Annotated in this window: 21 protein-coding genes; 14 read left to right on the plus strand and 7 right to left on the minus strand. The window is 34.2% G+C overall.

Annotation, left to right across the window (positions count from 1 at the left end; genetic code table 11):
- Nucleotides 1-38 precede the first annotated feature (38 nt).
- A complete protein-coding gene (locus tag ABWO08_RS02420) occupies nucleotides 39-776 on the plus strand; it encodes a lysophospholipid acyltransferase family protein (protein WP_353083458.1) in 738 nt (245 codons plus the stop codon).
- A gap of 44 nt (nucleotides 777-820) precedes the next feature.
- Here ABWO08_RS02420 and ABWO08_RS02425 read toward each other — a convergent pair whose 3' ends face one another.
- Complete coding sequence (locus ABWO08_RS02425; protein WP_353083459.1) at nucleotides 821-1,231, minus strand: hypothetical protein; 411 nt, start codon at nucleotides 1,229-1,231, stop codon at nucleotides 821-823.
- An 84-nt stretch (nucleotides 1,232-1,315) separates the two neighbouring features.
- Complete coding sequence (gene recA / locus ABWO08_RS02430; protein ID WP_353083460.1) at nucleotides 1,316-2,320, minus strand: recombinase RecA; 1,005 nt, start codon at nucleotides 2,318-2,320, stop codon at nucleotides 1,316-1,318.
- A 136-nt stretch (nucleotides 2,321-2,456) separates the two neighbouring features.
- On the opposite strand from recA, the gene ABWO08_RS02435 reads away from it, so the two are divergent.
- From ABWO08_RS02435 to ABWO08_RS02445, 3 genes are read left to right on the plus strand one after another with little or no spacing between them, the layout of a single operon-like run.
- The gene (locus ABWO08_RS02435) at nucleotides 2,457-3,188 is read left to right on the plus strand and encodes a lysophospholipid acyltransferase family protein (protein ID WP_353083461.1); all 732 of its coding nucleotides are present in this window, start codon (nucleotides 2,457-2,459) and stop codon (nucleotides 3,186-3,188) included.
- A gap of 39 nt (nucleotides 3,189-3,227) precedes the next feature.
- A complete protein-coding gene (locus ABWO08_RS02440; RefSeq protein WP_353083462.1) occupies nucleotides 3,228-4,208 on the plus strand; it encodes an acyl-ACP desaturase in 981 nt (326 codons plus the stop codon).
- A 52-nt stretch (nucleotides 4,209-4,260) separates the two neighbouring features.
- Nucleotides 4,261-4,905 (plus strand): HD domain-containing protein, encoded by a 645-nt coding sequence (locus ABWO08_RS02445; protein ID WP_353083463.1) that lies wholly within the window; start codon nucleotides 4,261-4,263, stop codon nucleotides 4,903-4,905.
- A gap of 8 nt (nucleotides 4,906-4,913) precedes the next feature.
- Here the strand turns inward: ABWO08_RS02445 and ABWO08_RS02450 are convergent, their stop codons facing one another.
- From ABWO08_RS02450 to ABWO08_RS02470, 5 genes are all read right to left on the minus strand, one after another.
- Nucleotides 4,914-5,696 (minus strand): enoyl-CoA hydratase/isomerase family protein, encoded by a 783-nt coding sequence (locus ABWO08_RS02450; protein WP_353083464.1) that lies wholly within the window; start codon nucleotides 5,694-5,696, stop codon nucleotides 4,914-4,916.
- Between the two features lie 9 nt (nucleotides 5,697-5,705).
- The gene (locus tag ABWO08_RS02455; RefSeq protein ID WP_353083532.1) at nucleotides 5,706-7,115 is read right to left on the minus strand and encodes a sensor histidine kinase; all 1,410 of its coding nucleotides are present in this window, start codon (nucleotides 7,113-7,115) and stop codon (nucleotides 5,706-5,708) included.
- Between the two features lie 62 nt (nucleotides 7,116-7,177).
- Entirely contained in the window at nucleotides 7,178-7,729 is a 552-nt protein-coding gene (locus ABWO08_RS02460) for a CopD family protein (RefSeq protein WP_353083533.1), read from the minus strand.
- A 4-nt stretch (nucleotides 7,730-7,733) separates the two neighbouring features.
- Entirely contained in the window at nucleotides 7,734-8,747 is a 1,014-nt protein-coding gene (gene hemH / locus ABWO08_RS02465) for a ferrochelatase (protein ID WP_353083465.1), read from the minus strand.
- 12 nt (nucleotides 8,748-8,759) lie between these two features.
- Nucleotides 8,760-9,632 (minus strand): helix-turn-helix transcriptional regulator, encoded by an 873-nt coding sequence (locus tag ABWO08_RS02470; protein WP_353083466.1) that lies wholly within the window; start codon nucleotides 9,630-9,632, stop codon nucleotides 8,760-8,762.
- Nucleotides 9,633-9,855: 223 nt separating this feature from the next.
- Between ABWO08_RS02470 and hemA the strand changes: the two genes are divergently transcribed.
- The 10 genes from hemA to ABWO08_RS02520 all read left to right on the plus strand — a co-directional run bounded on the left by hemA (nucleotide 9,856) and on the right by ABWO08_RS02520 (nucleotide 19,186).
- Nucleotides 9,856-11,115, plus strand: coding sequence for a glutamyl-tRNA reductase (hemA, locus tag ABWO08_RS02475; RefSeq protein ID WP_353083467.1), 1,260 nt, complete (start codon nucleotides 9,856-9,858; stop codon nucleotides 11,113-11,115).
- Nucleotides 11,116-11,166: 51 nt separating this feature from the next.
- A complete protein-coding gene (hemC, locus tag ABWO08_RS02480) occupies nucleotides 11,167-12,093 on the plus strand; it encodes a hydroxymethylbilane synthase (protein ID WP_353083468.1) in 927 nt (308 codons plus the stop codon).
- 38 nt (nucleotides 12,094-12,131) lie between these two features.
- Nucleotides 12,132-12,797, plus strand: coding sequence for a uroporphyrinogen-III synthase (locus tag ABWO08_RS02485; RefSeq protein WP_353083469.1), 666 nt, complete (start codon nucleotides 12,132-12,134; stop codon nucleotides 12,795-12,797).
- 43 nt (nucleotides 12,798-12,840) lie between these two features.
- Entirely contained in the window at nucleotides 12,841-13,866 is a 1,026-nt protein-coding gene (gene hemE, locus ABWO08_RS02490; protein WP_353083470.1) for a uroporphyrinogen decarboxylase, read from the plus strand.
- Nucleotides 13,867-13,875: 9 nt separating this feature from the next.
- The gene (gene hemF, locus ABWO08_RS02495) at nucleotides 13,876-14,799 is read left to right on the plus strand and encodes an oxygen-dependent coproporphyrinogen oxidase (RefSeq protein ID WP_353083471.1); all 924 of its coding nucleotides are present in this window, start codon (nucleotides 13,876-13,878) and stop codon (nucleotides 14,797-14,799) included.
- Between the two features lie 56 nt (nucleotides 14,800-14,855).
- Nucleotides 14,856-15,848: a porphobilinogen synthase gene (gene hemB / locus ABWO08_RS02500; protein WP_353083472.1), complete on the plus strand. Its 993-nt coding sequence runs from the start codon at nucleotides 14,856-14,858 to the stop codon at nucleotides 15,846-15,848.
- 3 nt (nucleotides 15,849-15,851) lie between these two features.
- A complete protein-coding gene (locus ABWO08_RS02505) occupies nucleotides 15,852-16,250 on the plus strand; it encodes a c-type cytochrome (RefSeq protein ID WP_353083473.1) in 399 nt (132 codons plus the stop codon).
- A gap of 52 nt (nucleotides 16,251-16,302) precedes the next feature.
- Nucleotides 16,303-16,662 carry a hypothetical protein gene (locus tag ABWO08_RS02510; RefSeq protein ID WP_353083474.1) on the plus strand — a complete coding sequence of 120 codons (360 nt, stop codon included), beginning with the start codon at nucleotides 16,303-16,305 and terminating at the stop codon, nucleotides 16,660-16,662.
- Nucleotides 16,663-16,969: 307 nt separating this feature from the next.
- A complete protein-coding gene (locus ABWO08_RS02515; protein WP_353083475.1) occupies nucleotides 16,970-17,683 on the plus strand; it encodes a 3'-5' exonuclease in 714 nt (237 codons plus the stop codon).
- Nucleotides 17,684-17,746: 63 nt separating this feature from the next.
- Nucleotides 17,747-19,186 carry a spore maturation protein gene (locus ABWO08_RS02520; protein ID WP_353083476.1) on the plus strand — a complete coding sequence of 480 codons (1,440 nt, stop codon included), beginning with the start codon at nucleotides 17,747-17,749 and terminating at the stop codon, nucleotides 19,184-19,186.
- Nucleotides 19,187-19,252 lie beyond the last annotated feature (66 nt).

The raw sequence follows: 19,252 nt of genomic DNA on the forward strand, positions 1-19,252 counted from the left end.
GTAATAAAAATCTCCTACATTTCCTTAATTTTGACCTTATGAGATTAATAAAAATCATTTTTTGGACACTTTGGCGCATTTGGTTTTACATTGTGATTGCCTTTTTTATTGTGTTATTATTTCCATTTTTGATAATTTCTATATTAAGAGAAGAATGGTACGGCTATTTCTTTGTATTGGCTAGAATTTGGGCAAAAGGAATTCTATTTGCTATGGGATTTCAATATAAAATAGACCGAGAGCAAGAAATTGAAAAAAGAAAAAGCTACATGATTATTGCTAATCATACTTCTATGATTGATATTATGTTGATGTTGGCTATTGAAAGAAATCCATTTGTTTTTGTAGGAAAAAAAGAACTGGCTGCCATACCTTTGTTTGGATTTTTCTACAAAAGAACCTGTATATTGGTAGACAGAAACAATTCAAAAAGCCGATTTGCGGTATATGATCGGGCACAAAAAAGACTCAATCAAGGGTTAAGTATTTGTATTTTTCCAGAAGGCGGCGTTCCAGATGAATCGGTAGTATTAGATGAATTTAAAGACGGCGCTTTTCGATTAGCCATAGAACATCAAATTCCTATTGTACCCATGACATTTGCAGATAATAAAAAAAGATTATCGTATACTTTTTTAAGCGGTTCTCCTGGTTTGTTGCGAACCATGGTTCATAATTCTATTGAAACCAAAGGACTGAATTTGGATAATAAAAAGGAATTAAAAGACAAGGCGAGATCAATTATTTTGAATCAGTTAAATAAATATAATCCATAAAAAAGAGCGCTATCGAGGCGCTCTTTTTTATTAGAGTATTAATATTAATGATCAACAACAGCATCATATTCTTCAAATTGATCTACTCCTTGCGCATTGGTGCCAGTCCAAAATTTAAAATGATAAGTACCTAAACTGGCCGGTTTAAATCTTATGTTTGCGGTGTAATCTAGTTGACTTGGAGGACAATTAGAACCTGAGTTTTGTTTTAATGCAATAATTGCAACAGTTCTTGTAAAGTTATTTCTCACATAATAAAAATCATAAAAGAAATGACAAACAGAAGGACGAATATAGTGCACCGGAATTTCAGTTATACTGTCTTTTGCAAATTTTATCGGCATTTCCACTTGGCTTACAGGCAAAGTTTCTAATTCATCTGTTGGGCCATCATACCTTGAATCGCAGGAAATGGTTAAAAAACCAATCGCTAGAATTAAATAAATGGGTTTCATAATAAATTATTTTTTATTTGATATCAAAATTAATAAAAGTTGTATTTAAAATAAAAAAAATCACGCCAAAAGCGTGATTAATTATTAAGCATTATTTTCTTTTATAAGTTCTTTAATTTTTTGTTCTAATTCCTCTGCTAATTCAGGGTTGTCTTTAATTAAAACTTTAACGGCATCTCTACCTTGGCCTAGTTTTGTGTCGCCATAGCTAAACCATGAACCGGCTTTTTTAATTATTTCAAATTCTACAGCTAAATCTAAAATCTCTCCGGTTTTAGAAACGCCTTCGCCGTACATGATGTCAAATTCGGCAGTTTTAAATGGTGGCGCCACTTTGTTTTTTACCACTTTTACTTTGGTACGATTTCCAATTACATTGTCTCCATCTTTAATTTGTGAAGAACGACGAATATCTAAACGAACCGAAGCATAAAATTTCAATGCATTTCCACCCGTTGTTGTTTCTGGGTTTCCAAACATTACTCCGATTTTTTCTCTTAATTGGTTGATGAAAAATACGGTACAGTGTGTTTTACTGATTGTTCCAGTTAATTTTCTTAGGGCTTGCGACATTAAACGAGCATGTAATCCCATTTTAGAATCTCCCATTTCTCCTTCAATTTCACTTTTTGGAGTTAAGGCAGCAACCGAGTCAATTACAACAATATCAATTGCCCCAGAACGAATTAAATTCTCAGCAATTTCTAGTGCTTGTTCCCCATTATCTGGTTGTGAAATAATTAAATTTTCAATATCTACACCCAATTTTTCTGCATAATTTCTATCAAATGCATGCTCTGCATCAATAAAAGCAGCAATTCCTCCAGCTTTTTGAGCCTCGGCAATTGCATGTAGCGTTAAGGTAGTTTTACCAGAAGATTCTGGCCCATATATTTCAATAATTCTTCCTTTAGGATACCCATTTACACCCAAAGCTAAATCCAAACCTAACGATCCTGAAGAAATAGTTTCTACTTCTTCAACGGCCTTATCTCCCATTTTCATTACGGTTCCTTTTCCGTAGGTTTTGTCTAATTTATCTAATGTAAGTTGTAATGCTTTTAATTTGGCTTCTTTTTCTGAACTCATTTCTATATAATTTAATTGCTCCTATTTTTCGTAAAAATATATAATTTTTCGAAGCAAAAGAAGTTTATCAAAATGATTTTTAAACAATTTTAACCAAATTTTATTTCATACTTTAGCAAAATTAATTTTTTTGATTATGGAAAAATTGCTTTCCTATCCATTATCTGTTGTATATTATTTTTGCTTCGGATTATGTTTGGTTATTTTTCATCCCATTCAATGGATATGTTTAAATGTTTTTGGTTACCAAACCCATAAAAAAAGTGTCGATTATTTAAACTTTTTCTTGGTAAGATGTACGAATATTCTTGGCACTACTTATACTTTTAAAAATAGAGAATTAATTCCTGAAAATGCCCCCATTATTTTTGTGGCAAACCACCAAAGCTTGTATGATATTATTGGAATAATTTGGTTTTTAAGAAAGTTTCACGCTAAGTTTGTCAGTAAAAAAGAATTAGGAAAAGGCATTCCAAGTGTATCTTATAATTTACGCCACGGCGGCTCAATTTTAATTGATAGAAAAGACCCAAAGCAAGCAATTCCATTAATAAAAGGCCTTTCAGAATATATCGAAACCAATAACCGTTCGGCAGTTATTTTCCCGGAAGGCACCCGAAGTAAAACCGGAAAACCGAAAGAATTTGCTCTAAGCGGGATTAAGATTCTTTGCAAATATGCCCCTTCGGCCTATGTTGTTCCAATTTCTATTAATAATTCATGGAAAATGGTTAAATTTGGTGTTTTTCCAATGGGATTAGGAAATAAATTAGAATTTATAATTCATAATCCAATCTCAGTTAAAGATTTTGCATTTGAAGAAATTGCCAGTAAAACCGAAGAAACTATTGTAAAATCAATAAAATAATATTCCCCCTAAATCTAATATTAATTTAATTTAACATACATGTCATTAACCAATATCCGACTGGAAGTAATGCAATTTTTAGAAAAAAATGTAGATTCTTTCATAGAACAATATTTAATTCCAGTGGAAACCATTTGGCAACCTTCTGATTTTTTACCTAATTCGCAAAGCGATACCTTCTTTGAAGAGGTAAAAGAGTTACAAGAAATTGCAAAAGATTTACCTTATGATTTTTGGGTAGCTATGGTTGGAGATACCATCACCGAAGAAGCACTACCTACCTACGAATCTTGGTTAATGGAAGTTGAAGGAGTAAATAATCTTGAAAATAACGGTTGGTCAAAGTGGGTTCGCCAATGGACCGGTGAAGAAAACCGCCATGGAGATCTGCTTAATAAATACCTGTATTTATCAGGAAGAGTTAATATGCGTGAAGTAGAAATTACAACACATCATTTGATTAAGGATGGCTTTGAAATTGGAACCGGAAGAGATCCATACAAGAATTTTGTATACACAAGCTTTCAAGAATTAGCAACTTATGTATCTCACAATAGAGTTTCTCAAATCGCTAAACAATATGGTGACAACAAACTTTCAAAAGCGTGTAAAATAATTGCAGGAGATGAAATGCGCCATCACCATGCTTACAGCGAATTTGTAAATCAAATTTTTAAAGTTGATCCAAGCGAAATGATGTTGGCTTTTCAATTCATGATGAAACAAAAAATCACTATGCCAGCTCATTTCTTAAGAGAATCAGGACAATCTATAAGCACTGCGTTCAATCAGTTTTCTGACTCTGCTCAAAAACTTGGAGTTTACACCGCCAATGATTATGTAGATATCATGCAAAAATTAATTGATAAATGGCAAATTGATAAGATATCAAATCTTACTGATGAAGCTGAAAAAGCAAGAGATTATCTAATGAAATTGCCAGCTAGAATGGCTAAAATTTCTGAAAGAATTGTGCTTCCTGAAGAAAATTATGTTTTTAAATGGGTTCAACCCGCATAAATAATCTAATCAATCCTTTCTATAAAGAAAGGATTTTTTATTCCCCAAGCCTATGTCACTTATAGATAACACCATTCTTTTTGTAAAACAAAAACTTCAAAATGCTGAAGCCGGTCACGATTGGTTTCATGTAGAACGAGTTTATAAAAATGCGCTTTTAATTGCTAATGCAGAAGAATGTGATTTAGAAATTGTGAAACTTGGCGCTTTACTTCACGATATCGCCGATAGTAAATTTCATAATGGCGACGAGACTATTGGACCCAAAATGGCAAGATCGTTTTTAGAATCTCAGAATGCTTCAGATGTAGTCATTTCGCATGTGATTGCAATAATTGAAAACATTTCTTTTAAAGGCGGAAATTTCGAAAAGAAATTTTCGTCTAAAGAATTAGATATAGTTCAAGATGCCGATCGATTGGATGCTCTTGGCGCTATCGGAATTGCTCGAACTTTTAACTACGGCGGCTATAAAAACCGACCTTTATATTTGCCCGATGTAGCTCCAAATTTGCACATGAACAAAGAGGAATATAAAAAAAGTGAAGCACCAACGCTCAATCATTTTTATGAAAAATTATTGTTGTTAAAAGACAAAATGAACACCGAAACCGGAAAAAAAATTGCATTACAAAGACATCTTTTCATGGAAAGTTTCTTGTCTCAATTTTATTCGGAATGGGATGGTGAAAAATAAAAATAAGATTAATTCCCTTTGAAATCGGCTTTTCTTTTTTCTAAAAAGGCAGTGGTTCCTTCTTTAAAATCTCCGGTTCCAAAGCATTTCCCAAAGTTTTTTATTTCCGAATCAAATCCATTAACTCCATCGGCGAAATTAGCATTTACCGATTCAATAGCTTTACCAATAGCAACTGGTGAATTTTTCATAATGCGTTGTGCCAAAGATTTAGTAAAATCTAAAAGTTCTGCTTGGGGCACCACGTGATTTACCAAACCAGTTCTGTAGGCTTCCTCTGCAGTTACCATTCCTGCAGTCATTATCATTTCCATAGCGCGACCTTTACCAACTAGTTGCGGTAATCTTTGCGTTCCGCCATAACCCGGAATAACTCCAAGAGAAACTTCGGGCAAACCCATTTTGGCATTATCAGAAGCAATTCGAATATGGCAAGCCATAGCTAGTTCTAATCCGCCACCAAGTGCAAAACCATTAACGGCTGCGATAACCGGAGTATTTAAATTTTCAATAAAATCAAATAACAATTCTTGTCCTTGTTGCGCTAATTGCGCTCCTTGGTCTACCGTGAAATGTGCAAATTCCGAAATATCGGCACCAGCTACAAACGCTTTTTCACCTTCGCCAGTAATAATTATAACTTTGATTTCGGGGTTATTATTTAAGCTTTCCAATCCATCATGTAACTCCTTTATGGTAGCAACATTTAGGGCGTTAAGTTTTGACGGACGATTAATTGTTATTTGTCCAATTCCGTTTTCAGAGGCAATAAGAATGTTTTCGAAATTCATAATTTAATTTTATAAGATAGGTAACGAAACCGTAAATGTAGTTCCTTCTCCTAATTGGGTTTCAAATGTAATTGTTCCTTTGTAATTTTCAATAATGTTTTTGATGATTCCTAAACCAAGTCCCATTCCACTGTTTTTGGTTGTGAATTTAGGTTCAAATATATGTTCAATAAAACTTGGTTCAATGCCAATTCCATTGTCTTTTACCGTAATATTTACCCAGTTTTCTTCACGTGTTACCGCTACGATAATCGATTTTTCTTCTTGATTTTCTGGAATGGCTTGGATGGCATTTTTAACTAAGTTCGTAATTATTCGCACTAAATGCGTACGATCCATAACAGTAATAATTTCTTTTTCTTCACTTTCAAAGTGAAGCGCTTCTTCATTAAATATTTCTAAAGAAAACTCGACAACTTCCACCACATTTAGTGTTTCATTTTGTTGCGCAGGCATCGAAGCAAAGTTAGAAAAGGCCGATGCTACCGAACTCATAGTGTCAATTTGCTGAATTAAAGTTTTGGAATAATCACTTAATTTTTGCTGTAAATTTGGATCTTCGGGATCAAACTTTCGTTGGAAACTTTGAACCGTCAATCGCATTGGAGTTAGCGGATTTTTAATTTCATGCGCCACTTGTTTTGCCATTTCGCGCCAAGCTTGCTCACGCTCACTTTGCGCAAGCATGGTAGCACTTTCTTCTAGTTTATCCACCATTCGATTATAGGCGTTAATCAAGGAATTGATCTCACGGCTGTTGGCTTCGATGACAATCTTTTCATTTTTTTGCTCCAAACTAGTTTGGTTGATTTTTTCAGAAATGGTCTTCAACGATTTGGTAATATAACTCGAAAGAAAATACGCCAAAGCAAAAGCTATGAGCAGCATTATAAAATAAACCTGACTCAATCGAACCAAGAAATCCTGAATTTCACTTTCGTAAAAACTATCGTCTTCTACATAAGGCAGGTTTAAAATACCGAGCGGTTTAAACTTATCATCTTTAATTTGACTGTAAGAAGAACGAATTTTAACGCCATCTACAATTTTAATATCCACATAGCGCTTTTCAATGGATGACTGCACTAATTTGGTTACGTATTTAGGTATTGGCGGCGCTACATTATCTACCGAAAAGGATGCTTTTGAGGTTTTTAATAAATTTCCGCTTAAGCTATAAATGTTAATTTCTACATTATGAATATCTGATAATTCATGAATTTTATCTTTAAATATATAAGGTAGATTTCGCTCTGTAAGCGGATAGGTGGTTGTAGATAGAATGTAATTGATGTTTTCTTTTACAGCATCTTCTTTTCGGTCTAAACGCTCTTGGTGGTATCTTCGCGCTTCATTTTTAAACTGAATCACCGAAATCAAAGCCATTAACGAGGCGGCAATTAAGATCAATACAATCATCGATAGGAAAATCCTAATTCGAAGGGAAAGCATTGACATTTTAAAGCCGTTTAACATTTTGTCTAGTTATTTTTTTCTCGGATTCTTTTATAAAATTTAAATCCAAACATAATCAAAAGTGAAAATAATACAATTCCGATTACGCCATAAATCCAATTAAAAGCATTTTTTAAAATTACTAAAAAAACTACTGCAAATAAAATAATTGTGGCGCCCTCATTCCAAAGGCGCATGTAATTGGAGCTGTAATTAAATTGATCGTTTTGTAATTGCTTGTAAATTAAGTGGCATTTCCAATGGTATAAATACAACAGAAACACAAAACCTAATTTAACATGCATCCAAGGCATGTGTAACCAAGCGTTTCCTAGGGGGGTAAAAAACAACATCCAAAACGCAAAAATACTAGCTAAAATGGCACTTGGCCAAGTAATGATATACCAAAGGCGGTAGGTCATTATTTTGTATTGCTGTAGCAAAATTTCCTTTTCAGGGGATGGTTTTGCGTTGGCTTCTATTTGATAAACAAACAAGCGAACAATGTAAAACAACCCTGCAAACCAGGTTACAACAAAGATGAGGTGAAGGGATTTTAGATAATCGTATAACATAATTACTTTAATTAGACCATTCCTTAATCCAATTCGCAACAACTCCACACCATTCGTCACCGTCATTCATGCATGGAATTGCCATAAATTCTTCCCCACCATGATGTAAAAATTGTTCGTTGGCTTCCATTGCAATTTCTTCCAAAGTTTCTAAACAATCCGACACAAATGCTGGAGTTACCACGGCTAATTTCTTAATTCCTTTTTCAGGCATTTTATTCACTTCCACATCCGTGTAAGGTGTTAACCATTTATCTCCCGCTAAGCGCGATTGAAAAGTTTGGCTGTATTTTCCCTCTGGAATGCCTAGTAATTTCACAACCTGTTTTGTTGTTTCATAACATTGGTGACGGTAGCAAAATTCGTGTGCTGGCGAAGGCGTATTACAACACGAACCATCAATAGCACAATGTGATTTGGTTACATCTGTTTTGCGAATATGCCGCTTCGGAATTCCGTGATATGAAAACAACAAATGATCGTATTCAAAAGTGTCTAAATGTTTTTTTATAGAATTGGCAAGTGCCTGAATATAATCGGGTTTGTTATAAAAAGCTGGAACTTTGGTAAGTTTCATCTCTGGAAATTTAGTACGAACTAATTCATCTGCCAACTCCCAAATAGTAGTTGTTGATGCCATCGCATATTGCGGGTATAAAGCCAAAAGTAGCACTTCTGTAACTCCTTTTTCTCTTAATTCTTGCAAGCCTTTTTCAATAGTCATCGTTCCATAACGCATGGCCAATGCCACCGGAATTGAACTTTTTTCTTGAACTTTTTTGTGCATTCGTTTCGAAATCACCACTAAAGGCGACCCTTCTTCCCACCAAATTCTAGCATAGGCTGCCGCCGATTTTTTTGGCCTTGTTTGTAAAATTATTCCGCGAACCAATAAAGCACGCAATAAAAACGGAACGTCAATAACGTATTTATCCATTAAAAACTCATCTAAATACGGTTTTACATCCTTAGCAGTTGGGCTTTCTGGCGAACCTAGATTTACAAGTAATACTCCTTTCATGTGTTGAGGTAATTATTTTATATTATTTAATGACATTAGATATTTTTTTGGGGTAGTGGCAAATTTTTTCTTGAAGGCAGCAATAAAATGACTTCCGGTGCTGTATCCAATTTTTAGGCCTACTTCATTTACATTATAGGAACCACTGTCTAATAATTGGAGCGCATAATCCATTTTATAATCCAAAAGGAAACCGTAAACGGTATCTCCATAAATTTGTTTGAAACCCATTTTTAGTTTCTTCAAACTTAATCCAACTTGATCAGCTAATTCCTCTAAACCTGGAGGTTCAGCCATATTAGTAATAATGATTTCTTTGGCTTTTTTAATTTTCAAAACATTTTCTTCATCAATTAAAAATGGGCATTGTTCAGCATCAGGATCTTCCGATCGATTAAAATACAAACTCAATAGCTCATATCCTTTCCCTTTGTAATATAAGTTTTTTATGGCAGGGTTTAAATTGTAATGAAATAACTGACTTAACACAATTGCCATAGAAGGGCTTATGTCGCTTTCGGTGTAGTATTTCCGATCTTTATTTTCTTCACTTAAAAAAGGAATATTTCCAGATTCATTTGTAAAAAGCGAATGAAATTTTTGAATTGAAACAAGTACCGAAATTACCCATGTGTTTGGTGCAATTTCCAAATTTAGTGGCAATTCTTTTTGAGGATTGTAAAATAAAAGCGCCTTTTCTTCTTTTAAGTCTAAAGTATAGCCGCCCATGTTAAAAATAAACTTTGCTTTTCCTTTTATTCCAAAATGAAATTGGATAAGCCCCTGATTTACATGACGCGTAACTTGATAGTTTTCAGCGCTTTCATTTTGAAATCGTAGCAAAATAAAATCATTTTCAATTTTAATTTCTTCTGTTGAACTCATAGCGACATTTTTTTGTTTAATCTAAACAATTCTTAAAATTATATTAATATTTTTACAAAATAAGTAATATAAATAAATAGATGAATAAAGGCAAAATTATATAAAATAACCCAAAAAATACTAAGATGATCTATTTTTCTCACAGCGACACAAAAAGTACTTCTAGCGTTATTTTTTAAATTTTCTTAAGTATAAATTTGTGTACTTTTCGTAATCGGTCAATATGAAGAACAATAATACATTAAAGGCAACTACTTTTTACGCTGTTGGATTGAGCTATAAGAAAGCAGATGCTGAAATGCGCGGAAAATTTAGTTTAGATGCTCAGGCCAAAATCAATTTATTAGATCAAGCCAAAAAAGAAGGCATCGAAACTTTAATTGTAACATCTACATGTAACAGAACTGAAATTTATGGTTTTGCCCAACATCCATTTCAATTAATCAAATTACTTTGCGAAAATAGTCAAGGGACTGTTGAAGAATTTCAACAAGTAGCCTTCGTATACAAAAAACAAGAAGCTATCAATCATATGTTTCGCGTTGGAACAGGTTTAGACAGTCAGATTCTTGGTGATTTTGAAATTATTAGCCAATTAAAAATGGCTTTCACCGAAAGTAAATCCAAGAATCTAGCTAATGCTTTTATGGAGCGGTTAGTGAATGCCGTAATTCAAGCAAGTAAAAAAATTAAAACTGAAACCGAGATTTCTTCGGGAGCGACATCAGTATCTTTTGCCTCTGTTCAATATATTTTTAAAAATGTTGAAGACATTTCAAATAAAAATATTTTGCTTTTTGGAACCGGGAAAATCGGAAGAAATACCTGCGAAAATTTGGTTAAACATACCAAACACGAGCAAATTACACTAATCAACAGAACTAAAGATAAAGCAGAAAAATTAGCTCAAAAACTAAATGTAATTGTAAAAGATTACGCTGATTTACAGCTAGAAATTCAAAAATCGGATGTGATTGTGGTGGCAACGAGCGCTCAAAATCCTACCATTGATAAAACCATCCTGAGTTTAAAAAAACCACTTCTTATTTTAGATTTGTCTATCCCAAAAAATGTAAATGAAAATGTAAACGAGGTTCCTGGAGTTACCTTAATTCACCTGGATCATTTATCTCAAATTACAGACGAAACTTTAGAAAAAAGAAAATTACACATTCCGGCTGCCGAAGCAATAATAGCTGAAATTCAAGACGAGTTTTTGGCTTGGAATAAAAACCGAAAATTTGCACCTACAATTCATGCGCTTAAAGAAAAGTTCAATTCTATTAAAGACGGAGAGTTAAATTTTCAAAGAAAAAAATTATCTAATTTTGATGAAGATCAAGCCGAATTAATAAGCAATAGAATTATCCAAAAAATAACTAACCATTTTGTAAATCATTTAAAAGAAGGCGAATCAATGGAGGAAGGTATTGAATGGATAGAAAAAGTATTTCAATTAGAACAAGAAAAAGATTTTTTTTAGTTCTATCAAACCCCAATCTGAAGCCTTTTATAGGATTCCAAAAAGCATAAAATGTCTAAAAAAACTATTAGAATTGGCACCAGAGACAGTGAATTAGCACTTTGGCAAGCACACACCGTTCAAAAACAATTGAACGATTTAGGGTATCAAACCGAAATTATTGCCGTAAAATCGCAAGGCGACATCCTTTTAGACAAGCCTCTTTATGAACTAGGAATTACCGGAATTTTTACTAAAACTTTAGACATTGCCATGATAAATGGCCAAGTAGATATTGCGGTGCATTCTATGAAAGACGTGCCTACCGCTTTACCAGAAGGAATTGTTCAAGCAGCGGTTTTAGAAAGAGCCAATTATTTAGATATTTTAGTACATAAAGGCAACACTAGTTTTTTAGAATCGGAAGCTACAATTGCCACAGGAAGTTTGCGTCGCAAAGCGCAATGGTGGAATAAATATCCAAATCACTCTTTGGTAGATTTACGCGGAAATGTAAATACCAGATTGCAAAAGTTGCATGATAATGATTGGGACGGCGCCGTTTTTGCAGCAGCAGGATTGGAGCGAATTAATTTAAAACCAGAGAACCACATCAGTTTAGATTGGATGACTCCAGCTCCAGCTCAAGGTGCTATGGTGGTGGTTGCAATGGCAAATGACGAATTCACATTGGACGCTTTATCACAATTAAATCATATAGAAACTGAAATTTGTACTTATATCGAAAGACAATTTCTAAAGACATTGGAAGGCGGATGCACCGCGCCAATTGCTGCCCTTGCAAAGTATGATGAAAAAGAAGACACCATCCATTTTATAGGAGAATTGTTATCTATTGATGGCAAACAAAAATTAGAAATTGAAAAAGTAGTTGCTATTTCAGAATGGAAGAAATTAGGTTTTCATGCCGCACAAGAAATTCTTAACAATGGTGGCGCCCAATTAATGGAAGAAATAAAACAGCAATTAAAAAAATAAATTAATAGGGTAAATTTTCCATCCATTAGGAACAAAAAATGTCAAAACAAATAAACATAGTATCTACTAAAAAACTCCAACCTATACAAAGGCAACTTTTGTCAGATGCAGGCATTTCGGTATTGGAGGAAGATTTTATAGAAACTAAAATTAAAAATTTTGAACTTTCAAAAGTGAATGAAAATCTTATTTTCACGAGTCAAAATGCGGTTCAAAGTATTTTACAACACCCAAAATGCGACGAATTAAAAGGGAAAAGTGTATTTTCTGTTGGTATGAAAACCAAGGAATTGCTTACCGAAAACGGATTTGATGTAGTTGCCTATACCGGCTATGCTTCGGATTTGGCTGAGATCATTTCTTTAGTTTATGCTACCGATTCGTTTACTTTCTTATGTGGAAATTTACGTCGCGATGTATTACCAAATACCTTAAATGAAAACGGAATCACATTCAACGAAATTGAGGTTTATGAAACCAATATTACTTCAAAGAAAATGACTTCAAAAAAAGATGGTATTCTATTTTTCAGCCCATCGGGAGTGGATAGTTATTTCAAATTGAATTCGATAAAAGACGAAACCTGTTTCTGTATTGGCGAAACCACCGCAGAAGCATTAGAAAATAAAAAAGCAAAAAACATAATCATCGCAGAAAAACCTTCGGTTGAAAGTGTGATTACACAAGTTATAGAATATTATTAAAACAGTTTGAGTTGATGCAACTTAAAACTATAAATTATAAACAATGTTAAAAAACGACCTATTCTTAAGAGCCCTTAATAACGAAACCGTAGAGCGACCACCCGTTTGGATGATGCGCCAAGCCGGAAGGTATTTACCAGAATTTAGAGCTTTAAGAGATAAATATGATTTTTTTACCCGTTGCGAAACTCCAGAATTGGCTGCCGAAATTACGGTGCAACCCATTCGAATTGTAAAACCAGATGCGGCAATTTTGTTTTCTGATATTTTGGTGGTGCCACGCGCTATGGGAATTCATGTGGAGTTGAAAGACAATTTGGGGCCGATAATTCCAAATCCAATTCGAACCATTGAAGACGTGAACAGAACTTTTGTTCCAGATGTCCATGAAACCTTGGGTTATGTTTTTGATGCCATCAAATTAACCAAAGAAATGCTGAACGATGAGGTGCCGTTGATTGGTTTTGCTGGTTCACCTTGGACGATTTTTTGTTATGCTGTGGAAGGGAAAGGGTCTAAAAGTTTTGATACGGCTAAAGGATTTTGTTTTTCAAATCCGGTTGCGGCGCATACTTTATTGCAAAAAATTACCGATACCACTATTTTATATTTGAAAGAAAAAGTGAAAGCAGGTTGTAATGCCATTCAGATTTTTGATTCTTGGGGAGGCATGCTTTCTCCTGTAGATTATCAAGAATTTTCTTGGAAATACATCAACCAAATTGTGGAAGCTTTAGCGGAAGACACCAAAGTGATTGTTTTCGGAAAAGGCTGTTGGTTTGCTTTAGGCGAAATGTCAAAATCGAAAGCTTCTGCTCTTGGTGTAGATTGGACGTGTTCTGCAAGAAACGCTCGATATTTAACAGGAGGAAATATTACTTTGCAAGGAAATTTTGATCCAAGTCGTTTACTTTCTCCAATTCCAACCATCAAAAAAATGGTGCACGAAATGATTGACGAATTCGGAAAAGACAATTACATCGTAAATCTAGGTCACGGAATTTTGCCAAACATTCCTGTCGACCATGCGAAGGCTTTTGTGGAAGCGGTTAAAGAGTATCAAAAATAAAATCAAGTTTTGAAAGATAAATTCTATAAATACATACTTAATCTCCAAGACCAAATCACTTCTAAACTAGAAGAGATTGATGGCGGTTCCAAATTTCGTGAGGACATTTGGGACCGACCAGAAGGCGGCGGCGGGCGAACACGAGTAATTGAAAACGGAACTGTTTTTGAAAAGGGAGGCGTAAACATTTCAGCGGTTCACGGAAAATTACCCGATTCCATGCAAAAATTATTCAATGTAGGTGAAGCCGATTTTTTTGCCTGTGGATTGAGTTTGGTCATTCATCCTAAAAACCCGATGGTGCCAACCGTTCATGCAAACTGGCGTTATTTTGAAATGTATGATACTTCGGCAGAGCTCAGTACAAGTTCACGGAAGGTAATCAATTCCTGGTTTGGCGGAGGCCAAGATTTAACGCCTTATTATTTATTTGAGGAAGACGGAATCCATTTTCATCAAACTTGTAAAACGGCTTGTGACAAACACAATCCAGAGTTTTATCCAAAATATAAAAAACAATGTGACGACTATTTTTGGAATGCGCATCGCAATGAAGCGCGAGGACTTGGCGGATTGTTCTTTGATTATTGCAAAGCAAATGAGCAAATGGCAATGGAAGATTGGTTTAATTTCGTAACCGAAGTTGGAAACAGTTTTCTAGAAGCGTATGTTCCAATTGTAGAAAAAAGAAAGAATTTAGCATACACACCAGAACAAAGAACTTGGCAAGAAATTCGCCGTGGTCGATATGTCGAATTCAATTTGGTTCACGATAAAGGCACTCTTTTCGGACTAAAAACTAACGGCCGAATTGAAAGTATTTTAATGTCATTACCACCACACGTGCAATGGCATTACGACCATCATCCCGTTGCCGGAAGTGAAGAAGAAAAATTAATTCAGGTATTAGAAAATCCAATTGATTGGGTTTAAGCTCAAAGTAAAACAACTTTAAACCTTAAACTTTAAACAATTTTAAACAATATATTATGTTCCCATTACAAAGAGGCCGCAGATTAAGAGTTAACGAATCCATAAGAAGTTTGGTTCGTGAAACCACATTAAGTCCAAGTGATTTTATGTTTCCAATGTTCATTGCTGAAGGAGAAAACTATAAAGTTGAAATTCCATCCATGCCGGGAATTTATCGCCGTTCTATTGACTTAACGGTTGCTGAGGTAAAAGAATTATTTGCTTTAGGAATTCGTGCGGTCAACATTTATGTAAAAGTGGACGAATCGTTAAAAGACAATACCGGAAAAGAAGCTTGGAATCCAAATGGATTGATGCAACGCGCCATTAAAGCCATCAAATCTGCCTGTCCAGAAATGATTGTAATGCCCGATGTGGCGCTTGATCCATATTCTATTTATGGTCATGACGGAATTATTGAAAACGGGGATGTTGCTAATGATGCTACCAACGATGCTTTGGTAAAAATGGCAGTTTCCCACGCGCAAGCCGGAGCAGATTTTGTAGCCCCAAGTGATATGATGGACGGACGCGTTTTGCGTTTACGCCAAGGATTGGATGCTGCAGGATTTCCAAATGTGGGAATTATGAGTTATTCGGCTAAATATGCTTCTGCATTTTACGGCCCTTTTCGAGATGCATTAGATAGTGCTCCAGTTGATAATGCCGAAGTGCCAAAGGATAAAAAAACCTACCAAATGGATTATGCCAACCGCATTGAAGCCATTAAAGAAGCGCTTATGGATGTTGAAGAAGGCGCCGACATGGTTATGGTTAAACCCGGAATTGCCTATTTGGATATTGTTCGCGAAGTAAAAAATGCCGTGAATGTTCCGGTAACTGTTTTTCATGTTTCGGGTGAATATGCCATGATTAAAGCTGCTTCCGAAAGAGGATGGTTGGATCATGATAAAATAATGATGGAACAATTAATGTGTATCAAGCGCGCAGGAGCCAGCTTAATTTCGACTTATTTTGCAAAAGAGGCTGCGATTATTTTAAATAGATAGCTAATGAAAACCAAAATTATTTTTCTGCTTTTTATACTAGTTCTTGCCGTTACAACAGGTTGTGGAGGCAAAAAAGACGACCAAAATTTTGACGAAAAAGCCAAAATAAATTCAGCAGCATATCCTTTATCTGATAAAGGAAAAGAAATTTTTGAAGGAAAAGGAACTTGTAATAACTGCCACAAATTGGATGTAAAACTCGTTGGACCAAGCATTAAAGAAATTGCTAAAATCTACAAAAAGAATAAAATTAGTATTGCTACTTTTTTAACTGGAACGGAAGAGCCCGTTATTGACCCAGCGCAATATGAAGTGATGAAAATTAATTTTGAGATTACAAAAAACTTCACCGACGAAGAAAGGCAAGCAGTAGAGCAATACATGTTTAGCCAAGGAAAATAAAAATTTGGATTTATTTTAAATAATTAGTAGGTTTACAAATATAAATTAATCTATGAAATCCTATTTTGCTTTCATTTTATTTGTGTTTTCTTTATATGGTTTTAGCCAATATAAACCTATATCTTTTAATAGTATACCTTCAACATTATTTGGCAATCAAAGTAATGATACAATAAATGTAATTAGTATTGAGATGTTAGGTAAGATGGCTCAAAAAGACATTCTTGATATCAGTAATATTAATATTTTCCCGAAAGAATTTAGTTGGCATAATGATATTCGTTGGATTGAGAGCAACAAAATTATGGCTTTAAATATCAGGCAACAAGATTTTTGTGGTCGAGACTTCCTTATAGATAGCTACTCGGAGGCGCTTCAAAATCTTTATTTAAATAGCATTTCATATCCTTAAAATGAAAACTGCTTTCATAAATTCACCACTACAAATTACCAAAATGGTTTGCGATTAAAACAGAGTTGATATAATTTATGTATTAGTCGAATTAGAAGTTTCAAAACTATAAACCAAATTCAAAATTGCAGTATCACAACTTCAATGATATTTAGGAGGAAGAAGTGGCTTTTAGAACTCGAAAACCCTACCAATCAACAAAGTTTATTTTAGGCTAGATTTTTAGTTATTTTTAGATTATCTTAGATTTTTAAATTCTATTTTAGGAATTAATATTCATAGTCTATTATTCAAATAAGTCTAAATTATGATTGAAAAAATTCGGTTAGATTCAATTTTATTTCTTGATATAGAAACCGTTCCACAAGAAGAACATTTCAATTCTTTGGATGATGAAATGAAATCACTTTGGGAGCACAAAACGCAATACCAACGCAAAGAAGAATTCACTGCAGAAGATTTTTATGATCGTGCAGGAATATGGGCAGAATTTGGAAAAATTGTATGTATTTCGGTTGGGTATTTTATCATCAAAGGCGACATTAGAAACTTTAGAGTGACTTCATTTTTTGGCGAAGAAAAAAAGATATTAGCAGACTTTAATAATTTACTTAACAATCATTTCAATGCGCCACAGCACATTCTGTGTGGACATAATGCCAAAGAATTTGATTTTCCATTTATTGCTCGAAGAATGATTATCAACCAAATTTCTATTCCGAGTAAACTGAATTTATTTGGCAAAAAACCCTGGGAAATTTCTCATTTGGACACTTTAGAATTATGGAAATTTGGCGATTACAAACATTTTACTTCTTTAAAGTTACTTACTAAAATATTGGGAATCCCTTCTCCAAAAGGTGACATTGACGGCAGCCAAGTGGGGCACGTTTTTTATATAGAAAAAGACATCGACCGAATTGTAACCTATTGCGAAAAAGACGTCATTGCAGTTGCCCAAGTATTTCTGAGATTTAGAAAAGAAGATTTGTTAATTGAGGACGAGATAATTCATGTGTAATTATTAATTTGGTAGGATATTTCCTATTTAGGTCTTTTTATTACTTTTACAAAAAAACAGATTATGGTTTTAAGTAGATTTTGGCTTGCTATTTTTATTTCATCAATTGCTTTTGTGGTTTTCAGTTTGTTTGTTGGAAACAGCTACACGATTGATTATGTATTGAATGGAAAAAAAGATGAACCGATTTTAATTTCTGAAAAATACCTAAATCAAGTTCCTATTTTTATAAAAGACAGCATTAAAAATGCTCCGGATCAAACAATGGTTGTCAACAGAGATACTTTAAATGCTGACACTACTTATGTTTATAAAAGTAAAACGGTTAAAATTTTCAGTGGAATTCAAAAATCCGATGGGTTATTGCCAACTTGTAAAAATACTTTGCTGGATTTAATACTTCCGTTGATTGCCTATTTGGCTTTCTTTTGTGGATTAATGGAATTATTAATTATTTCGGGTGCGGCAGAGAAATTAGCAAAAAAGCTAAGTCCAATGTTTACTAAAGTATTTCCATCGGTTCCAAAAAATCACGAATCTATTTCATACATGACTTTAAATTTCGCTGCTAATTTCTTAGGATTAGACTCGGCTGCGACGCCTTTTGGCTTAAAGGCCATGCAAAGTTTACAAGAAATAAATCCCGAAAAAGACAAAGCAAGTGACGCACAAATCATGTTTATGTGTCTTCATGCAGCGGGTCTGACTTTAATTCCAACATCCATAATTGGTTATCGTGCTGCAGAAAATGCAAGCAATCCGGCCGATGTGATGTTGCCTTGTATTATCACTTCTTTTATTGGTACCATTGCCGCATTTATTATTGTTGGAATCCGACAAAAAATTAACTTTAAAAGTGCCTCGTTGGTAGTAGCTTTAATGACTATAATTGCTGCAATTGTAGGGTTGTTGTTTTATGTAAATACCCTAGATTTAATAGGTAAAAATTTCTTTACGTCGAATCTTTCCGGATTAATGCTGGTTGCAATTATTGGGTTTACTTTGATTTTTTCATTTATAAACGAAAAGAAATTTGTTGCACAAGACACTACTATTTTCGACACTTTTGTAACTGGAGCGAACAACGGTTTGCAAACCGGAGTAAAAATATTTCCTTATGTTATGGGGATGTTGGTTGCCATTTCGTTCTTTAGAAACAGCGGATTATTTGAATTAATCAGTAACGGATTGTCGTTTGCTTTTTCAAATATTGGGGTGAGCAAAGAAATCACCGATTCCCTACCGGTTGCTATGTTGCGTCCCTTTAGTTCGGGTGGTTCTCGTGGATTTATGATTGATTCAATGCGCATGTTTGGCCCCGATTCTTTCACCGGAAGATTAAGTTGTATTTTTCAATGTAGTGCCGAAACTACTTTTTATGTTATAGCAGTTTACTTTGGCAGCATTAACATTAAAAACACAAGATATACGCTTGGAACAATGTTATTGGTAGACTTAATTTGTGTATTAGCAGCAATCTTTGTGGCTAGTTGGTTTTTTTAATATTTTTTCATGTAAAGTAGCTACATCAATTTAGCAAAAAATTAATGTGGCAATCCCTCAACTTTC

This window comes from Flavobacterium sp. (assembly GCF_040383245.1).
GTDB lineage: Bacteria > Bacteroidota > Bacteroidia > Flavobacteriales > Flavobacteriaceae > Flavobacterium.

Coding starts and splice junctions, on each gene's coding strand:
- ABWO08_RS02420 (WP_353083458.1), top strand. CDS start 39: ATGAGATTAATAAAAATCATTTTTTGGACACTTTGGCGCATTTGGTTT.
- ABWO08_RS02425 (WP_353083459.1), bottom strand. CDS start 1,231: ATGAAACCCATTTATTTAATTCTAGCGATTGGTTTTTTAACCATTTCC.
- recA (WP_353083460.1), bottom strand. CDS start 2,320: ATGAGTTCAGAAAAAGAAGCCAAATTAAAAGCATTACAACTTACATTA.
- ABWO08_RS02435 (WP_353083461.1), top strand. CDS start 2,457: ATGGAAAAATTGCTTTCCTATCCATTATCTGTTGTATATTATTTTTGC.
- ABWO08_RS02440 (WP_353083462.1), top strand. CDS start 3,228: ATGTCATTAACCAATATCCGACTGGAAGTAATGCAATTTTTAGAAAAA.
- ABWO08_RS02445 (WP_353083463.1), top strand. CDS start 4,261: ATGTCACTTATAGATAACACCATTCTTTTTGTAAAACAAAAACTTCAA.
- ABWO08_RS02450 (WP_353083464.1), bottom strand. CDS start 5,696: ATGAATTTCGAAAACATTCTTATTGCCTCTGAAAACGGAATTGGACAA.
- ABWO08_RS02455 (WP_353083532.1), bottom strand. CDS start 7,115: ATGATTGTATTGATCTTAATTGCCGCCTCGTTAATGGCTTTGATTTCG.
- hemH (WP_353083465.1), bottom strand. CDS start 8,747: ATGAAAGGAGTATTACTTGTAAATCTAGGTTCGCCAGAAAGCCCAACT.
- ABWO08_RS02470 (WP_353083466.1), bottom strand. CDS start 9,632: ATGAGTTCAACAGAAGAAATTAAAATTGAAAATGATTTTATTTTGCTA.
- hemA (WP_353083467.1), top strand. CDS start 9,856: ATGAAGAACAATAATACATTAAAGGCAACTACTTTTTACGCTGTTGGA.
- hemC (WP_353083468.1), top strand. CDS start 11,167: ATGTCTAAAAAAACTATTAGAATTGGCACCAGAGACAGTGAATTAGCA.
- ABWO08_RS02485 (WP_353083469.1), top strand. CDS start 12,132: ATGTCAAAACAAATAAACATAGTATCTACTAAAAAACTCCAACCTATA.
- hemE (WP_353083470.1), top strand. CDS start 12,841: ATGTTAAAAAACGACCTATTCTTAAGAGCCCTTAATAACGAAACCGTA.
- hemB (WP_353083472.1), top strand. CDS start 14,856: ATGTTCCCATTACAAAGAGGCCGCAGATTAAGAGTTAACGAATCCATA.
- ABWO08_RS02505 (WP_353083473.1), top strand. CDS start 15,852: ATGAAAACCAAAATTATTTTTCTGCTTTTTATACTAGTTCTTGCCGTT.
- ABWO08_RS02510 (WP_353083474.1), top strand. CDS start 16,303: ATGAAATCCTATTTTGCTTTCATTTTATTTGTGTTTTCTTTATATGGT.
- ABWO08_RS02515 (WP_353083475.1), top strand. CDS start 16,970: ATGATTGAAAAAATTCGGTTAGATTCAATTTTATTTCTTGATATAGAA.
- ABWO08_RS02520 (WP_353083476.1), top strand. CDS start 17,747: ATGGTTTTAAGTAGATTTTGGCTTGCTATTTTTATTTCATCAATTGCT.